This window comes from Actinoallomurus sp. NPDC052308 (genome assembly GCF_040679195.1).
Lineage (GTDB): Bacteria > Actinomycetota > Actinomycetes > Streptosporangiales > Streptosporangiaceae > Actinoallomurus > Actinoallomurus liliacearum.
Map to the genome: position 1 here is coordinate 1 of NZ_JBFAUM010000061.1, position 11,746 is coordinate 11,746.

Here is an 11,746-nt window from a genome sequence, read left to right on the forward strand (position 1 = left end):
GAGGCCTGGATGGGGAACGGCTCCGTCACGCCCTGCCGGGTCAATGTGGACAGCAGGGCCGCCGGCATCTCCAGCTCGGCGAACGACGCGGCCGGAGGAAGAGGCGGGGTGGAGCTCACGGGCGGTGCGAAGTCGCTCTGCGGTCGAACGGCCGTGCGACGCGAAGGCGCGGTACGGGAGTGGGAGGAGCGACTGTGAGACGGACGGATGGGACGGGTCATGCGTAAGCCTTCCTGAAGCGGCACGTTTCGAGGAGGACTCCGCAGCCCATGGCTTGAAGCAATCGCAAGAACGAACCGAAGTGAGCCGCGAAGCAGCGCAAAAAGCGGAAGAGGCGCGGCGTTGAGGCGGCCGATGCCCCTCGTCGAAGGGCCGGCGGCTGAGGGCCGAAATCAGATGGGATGCAACCGGCCTGGGGCCGGAGACAGGGGGCCATGTGGCGGATCTCCGCCGAAGGGCCGCGCCCTGGACGCAGTCGTCGTCACCCCTGGGAACGGAATCCCGGACGAGCACGCAGGGCCCGAACCTTCGCGTACGAGCCCTGCGCATACCACGTGATTTTCAGGCCGGAATGATGTTCTCCGCCTGGAGACCCTTCTGGCCCTGCGTGATGTCGAACTCGACCTTCTGGCCCTCTTGGAGCTCACGGAAACCCTGAGCCGCGATGTTGGAGTAGTGGGCGAAGACGTCGGCGCCGCCGCCGTCCTGCTCGATGAAGCCGAAGCCCTTTTCCGCGTTGAACCACTTCACGGTGCCGGTAGCCATATCTGTTCCTTCCGGGGCATTGGCGGAACCCGCACTCTGCGAGCCACGCGTCGCCGTAATGACCCCACCCGAAACGCTCCGGTGAAACAAAAAATGCGCCTGAGGTAATCACCAGCAGGCGCACATAAAGTCTATGGGAACACAACTGCAACTTTACGTACCGTACCATCGATAGATGAAGCAAGCAACCTCTCGCTAGGAACGCCGTGGCGGAGTCGCTCACTGCTGACGCTCGTCCCCGAACCACGGAGGAGCGCTCCCCGGGAAAGATCGCAACAAGCGAGCGGCCGCGTGGCGCGGACCGGTCTCCGCCGGCACGATGGCCGGGACGCCGATCCGGGCTGCGAACCCTCGCAGCCCGGGGGCAGGGCCGCCGCGCCGTTCGGCGCGCAACAGATCGGAGGTCGCGGTCTGGTGGCGGACCTCGGTGTGCTCAGTGGTCTCGGCGCATCTCGGCGTTGAGCCGTTGTGCTTCTTGGAGTTGGTCTTCGAGGATGATGATGCGGCAGGCGGCGTCCAGGCCGATGCCCTCATCAAGAAGTTCGCGGGCGCGGGCGGCCAGGCGGAGCTGGTAGCGGGAGTAGCGGCGGTGACCACCGGCCGAGCGTTGCGGCGTGATCAGTTTCGCCTCGTCCAGGCTGCGCAGGAATCCCGGCGTCGTGCCGAGCATCTCCGCGGCACGGCCCATGGTGTAGGCGGGGTAGTCATCGTCATCGAATTTGTCGGCCATCTTGTCGGATATGGGCTGCCGGGCTGGATCCATCGCACCTTCCACATCATGAGGGCCCCGGTGCCGTAGCACCGGGGCCCAGGGTTTAGGAATCAACACCATCTACCGGCGATGACGCCGGCTTGTCGTATCCGCACCAATGGCCCGAAAGGGCAGATAGTGCGGGGATCGCGTAAGCGTGACCGAAGACCACCTCTCGTTCTGATGGGACTGCGGTACCCGCCCGGCGAAACACGCCCAATGGCGGGCGATCCGACGGCGTATGACCCTCCCCTTCTCCTCTGATCTTGCTCTTACCTTTCCTTGCCGACCGTGACCTTCTGGGACCTGCGAACCTCGCCCCAGCGCGCCCGACGGCCTGATCGCCACCGCCCGGAGCCACGTCCCTTGATCAGCCCCAGCGCACCTGACGTCATGCTCTTCACCTCACGGGTAGTTCGTCATCTCCCGTGTCTGTGCGATGTTCTCTTCGCTTGCAACATGGGGAACACTACCCAGTCCAGCAGCGAATGTCTACTCCAGTCACAGTAGATTTTCTCGTTCATGAAGCACGCCCCCGGGCCGGGCCCCAGGAGCCCGGCAGTCCCTACACCCGACTAACCCGCCAACGATCGCTCCGACACCGACGGGTCAGACATCTGGGTCATCAGCGTCCTGGCCCGTACGCATCTGTTGAGAACGTGGCCGCCAAAAAGACCACGGCGACGCAGGAACGAGACCGCATGGTGCCGGCGGTTGGAGGGATGCATGTCAGGACACGATGAGGACCGGACCCTTCGCGAGACGGGACACCTCGTCGGGGACGTTGGACCGGAACAGCGCAGACGGTCCGCCATGGTGCCTGCGGCCTAGGTCGCGTTTCAAAACTTGCGCGATGTTGGCGGTTGGCGGACGTCGGCTGGTTTGACCTTGTCGTTGGCGGCAGGGTTTGAGGATTGCCTGCATGGACAGCTCAATGCGGGACAAAGTGGTTGTTGTTACCGGAGCGGGCACGGGCATAGGCCGTGCGACAGCGCGCATGTTCGCTGGGATGGGCGCGCAGGTGGTGGCCGTAGGCCGCCGAGCGGAGCCGCTGGCGGAAACCGCTGCCAGTTATGACGGCATCGATCCGCTGACCGCCGACGTCGCTGCCGAGGGCGCTGCTGAGGAGATCATGCGTGCCGTCTTGGAGTCGTATGGCCGGCTGGACGTGCTGGTCAACAATGCGGGGATCGTCGGCAGCGGGACGCTGGGGACGATCAGCCAGGATCTAATCGAACCGCAACTGGCGACCAACCTGGTTGCGCCAGTCATGCTGGCGCAGGCCGCGTTGCCCGCGTTGGAGACCAGCGGCGGGGTGATCGTGAACGTCACTACGTCGGTCGGGCAGCGGGCCTGGCCGGGCAACGCGGTTTATGCCGCGACGAAAGCCGCCCTGGAACTCCTCACGCGCAGTTGGGCGGTGGAGCTGGCCCCTCGCGGGGTTCGGGTTGTCGCGGTGGCCCCTGGAGCGATCGACACTCCGATCGGGAAGCACCAGGGGTTGTCACCGGAGCGGATGGCGGCGGTCCGAGAGTGGCAGATGGCCCACACGCCACTGGGGCGGATCGGCCGCCCCGAGGAGGTGGCATGGGCGATCACGCAGCTGGCCTCGCCGCAGGCATCGTTCGTGACAGGAGTGGTGCTCCCGGTCGATGGTGGGGCCGTCGTCGCGTGATAGGACGGGCGGTGGAGGTGGAGCCGTTGCGGATCGGCGAGTTGGCGCAGGTCACGGGAACGACACCGCGTGCGCTGCGGCACTATGAAGAAGCAGGGCTGATCACCTCCCGGCGGGCGCACAACGGCTACCGGATCTATGACAAGGGCGTCGTTGTGCGGATCCGTAACATCCGCTACCTGTTGGCCGCCGGCCTCACGCTCGAAGACATCCGCGCGTTTCTGCCCTGTCTGGACGGCGACGTGGTAGCCGCGTCGCCGTCGGACAAGGGTATCCAGATCGCGTTGGATCGTCTCGCGGTCCTCGACGAACGCATCGCCGCCCAGACTGAGGCACGCGACCGGCTGGCGGCGGCGCTGCACCAGGCGACCGGGCAAAACATCCGCACGGTCGCCTGACCCGAGACCTGACGCTCACAGCCACTCGTTGATCGTGGCGATGGTGACGGTGGCCTCGTAGCGGACGGCCAGCTTGTCATAGCGAGTCGCCACGGCCCGGTGGCGTTTGAGGCGGTTGATCCCGCACTCCACGGCGTGACGTTCCCGGTAGTCGATCTTGGAGAACTTCGGCGGCCGACCGCCGCGAGTCCCGCGGTTCTTGCGGTTGCGGACCTGGTCGGCCTTTTCTGGAATGGTGCAGCGGATGCCACGGCGCCGTAGGTAGGCACGGTTGGCGCGAGAACCGTAGGCCTTATCGGCACGTACCTTGTCGGGTCGGGTGCGTGGTCGGCCCCGGCCGATGCGCGGGACGCTGATACGGCCGAGCACGGCCTGGAACTGCGGGGAATCACCCCGCTGACCGGCGGTGATGACCAACGACAGCGGCTTTTGGCCCTGCTCGACCGCCAGATGGACCTTGGTGGTCAGGCCGCCTCGGGACCGCTCGAGCCCGTGGTCGGTAGGCTCGACCTCTACACCGCCCGGCGGCTCCCGCTGCAGATCCCCCTTTTCCGTGCCCCAGCGGCGTGTTGATGCGCGCGGGCAATCGTGGAGTCCACGCTGACGTCCCAGGTGATCAAGCCGTGTGCGTCCGCCCGCGCCTGGAGCCGGGTGAGGACCCGTTTCATCGGCGTTCGCCATTCGCTTCACGGCATATCAGCCCGACGGCGTACCGGGTGCTGCCGGGCAGTACCGCGACGTACGAGCACCCCACGGAGCACCCAAGCCGACCGTTGGACTGGATAGCTATGCATCGCACCTACTCGTGAGGCCTCGCACCCGATGCCATTTTGCGGTTCTGCTGGGCGGGTGCCATGATCGGTACATGATCTTCTGCGGAAAGGGCGTCCTGCGCCCCAGCCGGTGAAGCCCGGCGAGTGGGAGCTGGACTGTGGTCCCGTTGATGACCGGACTACCTTCCTGGCCCACGCTCTTGCTCTGAATGCACTTCACGGCCCTGGCCCCTGGCCGGATGGCGGCTATCCACTCCCCGACGAACCGCCTCGCCACAGCGGCAACGACCGGCCCCTCATGACGAGCGTCGTGCTCGATGGCGTCCGGACCCACCATTTCGGCATCGCGTCAGAACCGGCGGCGCCCAGAGAAGTGGGCGATCTCCTTGAAGCGATCGTGTCCGCGTCACCCAGTCCGGCGTCCCTGGCTCGGCTGCATGAGGTCCTCGCCCGACAGTCCGCGGTCGACCTCGCGGACGACCTGGTCAAAGAGCTTCGAGCACGAGCTCTGCCCCAGGAACCTCTGCATTGGGTGGCGCGGCATCTGACGGAGTACGGCTCGGCACGCAACACCGTCAAGCTGGGCATCGTGGTGCTGGGGGAATGCGGAGACGAACGCGACCGTGAGCTGCTGCTTCTGCTCGGCGCGATCGAAGAGCTCACCCTGTATGCCGTCGTGGCCCTCGTGAAGACCCGACCCGACCGGCAGCGCGCCGCCTACGAACTGGCGCGACGGGTGAAGGGCTGGGGGCGGATTCATGCGGTGGAACGCCTGGAGGGCAGCGACGATGCTGAGATCAAGGCATGGCTGCTCCGCGAGGGATTCCGCAACGACGTCATGGACGAGTACCTCGCTCACCTCGCCGCGACAACCGGGGATCTCTACACCGCCCTCCTCGAACCCGACGTGGACAAGGCCCTACTCGAGGGCGCCGGCGGCATTCTCGCCGCGCTCGCCCTCGGCGGTCCGGCCAAGGACATGACCGACTACGACGACGGCGTGCCCGCCATGCACCGCTACGCCGAACTCGTCAGCACAGCCGAGCCAACGCTGGGCATGCTGGATCACCTGCTCACCGTCAGACGCTGTGCGTTGAGCTCTGACATGGACGTCGCCTGGCCCGAGGGTGAGCCCGAACGCCTGGCACGCCGCTACGAGGCGCTGCTGGCCCGACCTGTCTGGCGGGAACTGGTGCTCGCGCACCTGAGCGATCCATGCGGCACCGGCCCGTACGGCTTCAACGTCGCGCTGTCCTGCGCCGGCCGTCTTGACATGCCGGTGCTTCCCCAGGTGCTCGACCATCTGGAACGAGAACCGTTCAACGCCTATGCCTGGCAATGGGGGGTCAACCACTCCGACAGCGAAACCATCACTTCCGTGGTCACCCTGGCCATGCGAGTACTCCCGCTCGACGCGCTCGCCAGTGGCCCCGCCAACAGCCAAGGTTTCGGGCCCGAACACGCACCCGACCGCGCGCTCGAGGCCGTCATCAACGGCCTGGACAAGCATCCCGGGATCGGTCTCGACCTGTTTCGGGTCGCTCTGTCCAATCCAGTGGTTCGGATACGGCACCATGCTCTTCGGACGTTGACGACCTGGCCGGCAGAGGGCCGGCTGAGCCAGATCCAGGACTGGATCAGCGCTGCCGCGGCAGCCGAACCCGACGGCGAACTACAGGGAAAGATGCAAGCATTCCTGGACGACCGTACGACTCCGTAAGCGAATGGTTGCCCGACTAGGCCTCCGGCAGCGCGGCATCCCTTCCCGCTTGGAAGTCTCCGCACCGCCCAAGGCCATCAACACCGGCCCGGCCTGTTCACCGTACTGGGGCAGTTCGGGCGCTCGACTTCGGTCGCGTGGACGTAGACCACCGGGCGTGTCGAGATCGACCGTACGGTCCCGGCGATGGTGCCGGTGGGACGGGCACGGTTAACATGCGCGGATGGCCGTCTGCGACGATCAGAGCATCGCTCGGGCCGGCTACGTCACGATCATCGACGCCCAGCCCGACCTGGAGGTGGTCGGTCAGGCCGAGGACGGCCGGACCGGGGTCGAACTCGCCCAGCGGCTGCGCCCGGACGTGATGGTGACGGACATCCGGATGCCGCTGCTGGACGGCATCGCAGCGACCCGGCTGCTGGCCGGCCCGGACGTGGACGACGCGGTGAAGGTGCTGGTCGTGACGACGTTCAACCTCGACGAGTACGTCTACGACGCGCTCCGCGCCGGGGCCAGCGGCTTTCTGCTCAAGGACTCGCGGCCGCACGAACTGGTGGCGGCCGTACGCACCATAGCGGCCGGCCGGTGAGGCGTTGCTGGCACCGGCCGTGACCCGCCGGCTGATCGGCCGGTTCGGCTCGCGGGTCCGCGTCGCGGAACGTGAATGGGAGGACCCGGCCAAGCCACTGACCGACCGGGAGCGTGAGGTGCTGATGCTGATCGCGCGCGGACTGTCCAACGCCGAGATCGCCGACGCCTTCGTGATCAGCCACGAGACCGTCAAAACGCACGTCTCGCGCATCCTGACCAAGCTCGGCCTGCGCGACCGTGTGCAAGCGGTGGTCTTCGCCTACCAAGGCCCGGCGAGCCGGCCAGATCCGCCGGCGTGAGATCTCCGCCGCAGCGACCGCAGCCTGAACCTTCTCTGGATCCTCCTGCGGATTTGTCCCTCGAGCGGGCTAACCGAAATGTCCCCCGCGAGGTGAAGCGCGGCCTCCGCTCCGCTTTATGACCTTGATTAATCGGCCGACATCGGGATTCTCTGGGGGTCCAGCAGCCCCGAGGCGGACGCATCCCGTCGTCTTCGCAGCTCAGCAGCGCTCAGTGATAACGCTAGTGGGCGCAACATGTGTGGCGCAAGGAGCTCTTGTGAGCTCCGGGGTTCGCCCGTCTCAACCTGGCTGCGGCCAGCCGCAAGGTGTCAGCGGCGCCGCCTCGCCAGCCACGGCGTCTCGTCCACCATGCGTCCGTCTCGGCGCGCCGGCCCGGGCCGGTAGAACGCATGAATGGTGGAGGGCCGGTGCCGTTGTTAGGGCACCGGCCCTCCACTGGGCGTGCTTCTTGACTTGTCGTACTGCGGAGGCCGTGGCCCCGGGTTACACTACTTCCGGACTGGGCGACCTCAGGGCTACGTCATTCGTGCCGGACCATCACCGGCGTGAGAGTGCCGTCGGTGTTGGCGGCGTAGCCGACGCCCCACAGCCCGCCTCCGGCGATTGAGGCGAGTGCGTTGACAGTCCCTTCTCCCGTAATCGGCGTTGGGTCGGCGCTCCATTCGCTTCCGGTCCAGTTCAGGACGGCCATCCCATAGGACGGGAGGCCCGGACTGGAGGTGTTGCCCGCCGCCCACAAATGGCCTCGATCGGCGGTCACGTCATAAATGACGCCGTTGGGCTGCTTTGCCGAGATCGGAGTGTTCGTCCAGCGGTGCCCATCCCAATGCATGATCAATGGGGAGAAGATGTCCCAACCGTCGGCTCCCTTATCGACGCCGGTCCCGCTGGCCCAGATGTCGTTGGGCGCCAAGACGTGCATGCTGGGCAGATAAGCCCCCTGGTGATCGATCTGAGGTGCGGCCTCCCGCCTCCATGAACGGCCGTCCCAGTGCAGGAAGAAGGGCTGATTGCCAGCATCCGCTCCTGATATCCATGTGTCATCCGGCCCTACTACCGAGATGCTCCACAGGATGGTCTCGTCATCGAGTTCCGGCAGCGCTACCGTCCGCCATGCCGAGCCGTCCCATCGTTCGGCATAGTTCTTGACCGTGTCACCGAATTCGGTATCGACGATCCAGGCATCGGCTCGGCCGTCGGACGAGAAATGCACGTTCGTCAGGCTCGACAGGCCGGGGATCGGTGCATATGGCGTGGCGGTCCAGGAACGGCCGTCCCAGTGGAGAGACCCGCATTCGCCGCCGGCCCAGACATTGTCGGGGCTCACACTCGCGATGGAGCCAACGCCGCCGACGTCGGGAACGGTGACGCGTGTCCATTTGACGCCGTTAAAACGCAGGACCGCCGAACTGAAGACTTCGTTGGTGTTGCATTGCGCGGTGTCGTTCGGTGAACGAGTGCGGAGTCGCGGCAGGCCGGCACGGTCGCCTCGGACGGCCGCGCTCGCGTTTCTGTTTCCGTTCGCGTCTACGCCGCCTCCGACCCAGGCGTGATCGCGGTCCGGCGCGGTGATGCTGAAGAGAGTCGCCGAACCCAGGTCGGGCAGGGCGACCTGCTTCCAGCCCGAGGACTCGGTCGGCTTCGCCGTCGCGCCGGCCGGCGCCACCATCACGGGGGACAGCGACATCGTGACCGCCCCTATCGCCAGCGCGGCCCGGGCGCCGCGGCTTCGAGCAGCGTTGATGCTTCCATTACGCATAAGAAATCGTCTCTTTCTCATCGAACGGTCGACCAGGCGGACAAACCGCTTCGACCCGATCGGTCCGTGGATGGGTTCTTCAGCACACCCCTATTGGGGCCGCTGCACCGAGAATCTCTGTACCGGCAGCAGCGCTGTCCGCGAGGGCGTCAGGGGACGCCTGCGCCGGTCATCGCCGGTGACCGGTCAGGAGGCGGGGACAGCGCCGATCGTGTTCACCCAGCCCTGGTGTTCGTAGGCGATGTACTCGTCGGGGCTGTTCTTGCCGGTGCCGGTGCCGGGCAGCTCGTAGTCGAGGAGCTGGGCGGTCGCCGGGTCCACGATCAGTCGGGTGTCCACGCCGTCGGTGACGTGAGCGGAGATGGCCACGCCGGACCTGCCCTCTCGGTCCTTGATCCGTCCGGTGACGTGGACGGACGGGGAGTCCGCGAGGATCCGGTAGAGCGCCGCGCGGGTGCCGGGGGTGGTCGGAGTCCTGAGGAGGTCCTGGGCGCTGACGAAGACGTATTTCCCGAAATCGAATCTGCCCTTGGTGTCCTGCTGCCACAGCTTCCGCAGGTAGGCCTCCAGGCCGGTCTTGGTCGCGGGCAGCTTCGGGATGGTCTTCCACTCGATCTCGTGGTGGCCGATGTCGGGGTTGACCAGGTGCGAGCCCTTGTCGTACGTGGTCGTGACCGGCTTGGACGCGGTCGTGAAGCCGTTGACGTTGAGAGGCGGTGAACCCGCTGCCCGCCAGGCCGCCTCGTCCTTCTTGGTGGGGAAGGTGACCTGGACGTCCAGCGGCAGGCGCGATCGGAACCGCATGCCGGATCCGCCCGGCAGGGTGCACGCCCAGCTCTCGTCGCTGCTGGCGCCCCGCGCCTGGAACGTCTGGGGCTTGACCGGGGGAAGCTTGGGCGGCTTGACCCGCGGGTTCGGGCTGCTCCCAGGGCTCGGGGCGCTCTGGGGGACCGGGCTGACGCCCGGGGTGGGCTTTTGGAAGGGCGCCAGGTGGTCATCCCACCTGCGCGTCCGGCTGTACCAGCACGTCCCATGGGTGGCGGGCTGCTTGGCGGCCGTCTCCGCGCTGGCCAGCAGGAACGTACGGGTGTTGATCGCTGCGTTCTGGCCGGTGGTGCCGTTGCCGGGAGTGCCGCCATGGTGACCTGGCGACAGCGCGCCCGTGGCCAGCACCGTCGTGGCCGCCACCAGCGCGGTCGCGGCGGTGGCGAAGGCCAGCCGCCGGACCGGCCGCCGCCGTGGGACCAGATTCCGGCTCACGGTGGCCGTGCCGGTGCTCGCGCGGATCAGTGACGTGTCGGGACGTCGTTCATAGGCCGCGTTGGCGAGTTCATCGACCACCGCGGGCCTCAGGGCGTTGATCACGCTGTCGAGTTCGTTCTGCTTCACAGCTTCTCCGGGATGACTCGGTCGTGCGAGACGGGTGCGGAAGTTCGCGTGCCGGGTTCGCGGGACGCCTCCAGTGCCCTGGCCAGCCGTCGGCGTCCGCGGTGCAGCCGGACGGTGAGGGCGGCGCGGGAGCAGCCGGCGACCCGGGCCGCATCGGCGGGCTCGAGCCCGTGCCAGGCGGTCAAGGTGACCGCTTCGACCTCTTTGGGGGACAGGGTGCGCAGGGCCGCCAGCGCCTGGTCACGGGCAATGACGTGGTCGGCGGCATCCCAGGCGTGCAGGTCCGCGTCGGTGGTCAGGCCGGCCAGCCGGTCGACCAGGCGGCGCGCGTGTCCGGCGGCGCCATGGGACTGGCGGACGAGGTTCCTGGCCACGGCCAGCAGCCACGGCAGCGCCCGCTCGGGGATCTCGTCGACCTTGCGCCACGCGATCGTGAACACCTCGTTGGTGACGTCCTCGGCCGCCTGGGGCGGGACCCGCGGCACGACGTAGCCGAAGACGTTGCGGTAGTACGTCTCGTAGAGGCGGGTGAATCGGGCCTCTTGCTCGTCCACGCCACCTCCTTTCTTCTCGGGACACGAACACCAAGAAGTCGAAGAAGGCGTCACCGGATTACGCGTCGAGGATGATGATCTTCTGCTTAAGGTTTTCGATGTCGTCGGGTGCGCCCAGGCCCGCCTCGCGCCAGGTCTGTTCGCCGAGCGCGCGCGATAGCCGCTTTTCCAGCTGCTGGACCCGTGCCGCCAGACGGGCGCAGCGTTCCTGGCAGTTGGCTAGGTCGGCTTTCAGCGAGGCGCGAGTCACCGTCGGCCCGACGCCCGCCCTGATGGGTGGTTCGGCTCCGGCCGTGTGGATCTGGGCGAGCAGGTCCTTGTGCTGGCTTCGATAGAAGAACGACCGGTCGATGCCGGCTTTGCGGGCGATCGCCGACACGCTGACCTCCTCACCTGCAGCGATCGCGTCGTTGATGGCCTTGAGGGCGCGTTGGCGGCGGCGGGCGGTGTCGGCCCGGCGGCCATCGACCAGTGTCTTGTTCGCCGCGGCAGTGGGGGTGCTGTTGGTGGGGGTCATGCGGTACGCTCCGGGCGGACGTCGGGCAGGGGCTGGCGGATGTGGGGCATGCCGAGCAGCACCTGGCGGCTTCGGCGGACGAGCTTGGTGGCCTCCTCCAGGTGCTGGCGTTCGGCGTCGGTGAGATCGGCGAGGTTGTCCTTGACCCGGTGGATAAGGCGGCGGACCTTGCTGATCTCCTCCTCAGAGGGCATGGACTCGCGTTTGGCCCACTCGTCCGCGGTGGCCATGGCGGCGATGCGTTCCCGGTTGCGGATCAGGTCGGCGAGGTAAGCCTCCAGATCCGGGAGGTAGGACACGTCGGTACTGAAGTGGTCACAGCCCACGCAACGGAACCGGATCGGGCAGTGACCGCCGCCGGCGCGATGTTGCTAGTGTGCTGCGTCTGAAATTCGTCGGCAAAATCGTGCTAGTGATTCGAGGATCTCTTCGGCGGTCTTGGTCCATACGAACGGCCGGGGTGGGTGTTCCAGTCGGTGATCCAGTCGCGGATGTCGGCTTCCAGGGCTTGGACGCTCTTGTGGGCGCCGCGGCGGATCTTCTGGTCGCTGA

General features: G+C 67.0%; 11 protein-coding genes and 1 pseudogene. 4 read left to right on the forward strand and 8 right to left on the reverse strand.

All coding sequences use genetic code 11. The annotated features are described in order from the left end of the window. Positions 1-561 precede the first annotated feature (561 nt). Positions 562-765, reverse strand: coding sequence for a cold-shock protein (locus tag AB0L00_RS45405; RefSeq protein ID WP_364444450.1), 204 nt, complete (start codon positions 763-765; stop codon positions 562-564). Positions 766-1,198: 433 nt separating this feature from the next. Next, entirely contained in the window at positions 1,199-1,495 is a 297-nt protein-coding gene (locus AB0L00_RS45410) for a MerR family transcriptional regulator (protein WP_364444453.1), read from the reverse strand. Positions 1,496-2,438: 943 nt separating this feature from the next. Between AB0L00_RS45410 and AB0L00_RS45415 the strand changes: the two genes are divergently transcribed. Beyond that, positions 2,439-3,191 carry an SDR family oxidoreductase gene (locus AB0L00_RS45415; RefSeq protein WP_364444454.1) on the forward strand — a complete coding sequence of 251 codons (753 nt, stop codon included), beginning with the start codon at positions 2,439-2,441 and terminating at the stop codon, positions 3,189-3,191. An 11-nt stretch (positions 3,192-3,202) separates the two neighbouring features. After that, complete coding sequence (locus AB0L00_RS45420) at positions 3,203-3,589, forward strand: MerR family transcriptional regulator (RefSeq protein ID WP_364444456.1); 387 nt, start codon at positions 3,203-3,205, stop codon at positions 3,587-3,589. 15 nt (positions 3,590-3,604) lie between these two features. Here AB0L00_RS45420 and AB0L00_RS45425 read toward each other — a convergent pair whose 3' ends face one another. After that, positions 3,605-4,270, reverse strand: a complete 666-nt coding sequence (locus tag AB0L00_RS45425; protein WP_364444458.1) for an IS5 family transposase — start codon at positions 4,268-4,270, stop codon at positions 3,605-3,607. 390 nt (positions 4,271-4,660) lie between these two features. On the opposite strand from AB0L00_RS45425, the gene AB0L00_RS45430 reads away from it, so the two are divergent. Both AB0L00_RS45430 and AB0L00_RS45435 read left to right on the forward strand, forming a co-directional pair. Beyond that, complete coding sequence (locus AB0L00_RS45430) at positions 4,661-6,082, forward strand: hypothetical protein (protein ID WP_364444460.1); 1,422 nt, start codon at positions 4,661-4,663, stop codon at positions 6,080-6,082. A 223-nt stretch (positions 6,083-6,305) separates the two neighbouring features. Beyond that, positions 6,306-6,972 (forward strand): annotated as a pseudogene (locus AB0L00_RS45435) (response regulator transcription factor). Between the two features lie 523 nt (positions 6,973-7,495). Here AB0L00_RS45435 and AB0L00_RS45440 read toward each other — a convergent pair. The 5 genes from AB0L00_RS45440 to AB0L00_RS45460 all read right to left on the reverse strand — a co-directional run bounded on the left by AB0L00_RS45440 (position 7,496) and on the right by AB0L00_RS45460 (position 11,493). After that, positions 7,496-8,662, reverse strand: a complete 1,167-nt coding sequence (locus tag AB0L00_RS45440) for a hypothetical protein (protein ID WP_364444463.1) — start codon at positions 8,660-8,662, stop codon at positions 7,496-7,498. A gap of 258 nt (positions 8,663-8,920) precedes the next feature. Then, positions 8,921-10,123, reverse strand: coding sequence for a hypothetical protein (locus AB0L00_RS45445; RefSeq protein ID WP_364444465.1), 1,203 nt, complete (start codon positions 10,121-10,123; stop codon positions 8,921-8,923). Then, the gene (locus AB0L00_RS45450; RefSeq protein ID WP_364444466.1) at positions 10,120-10,677 is read right to left on the reverse strand and encodes a sigma-70 family RNA polymerase sigma factor; all 558 of its coding nucleotides are present in this window, start codon (positions 10,675-10,677) and stop codon (positions 10,120-10,122) included. Before AB0L00_RS45450 ends, AB0L00_RS45445 begins: the two co-directional genes overlap by 4 nt. A gap of 58 nt (positions 10,678-10,735) precedes the next feature. Continuing rightward, complete coding sequence (locus AB0L00_RS45455; RefSeq protein WP_364444468.1) at positions 10,736-11,194, reverse strand: DUF6262 family protein; 459 nt, start codon at positions 11,192-11,194, stop codon at positions 10,736-10,738. Then, positions 11,191-11,493: a hypothetical protein gene (locus tag AB0L00_RS45460; RefSeq protein ID WP_364444470.1), complete on the reverse strand. Its 303-nt coding sequence runs from the start codon at positions 11,491-11,493 to the stop codon at positions 11,191-11,193. The genes AB0L00_RS45455 and AB0L00_RS45460 overlap by 4 nt, the downstream gene beginning before the upstream one ends. Positions 11,494-11,746 lie beyond the last annotated feature (253 nt).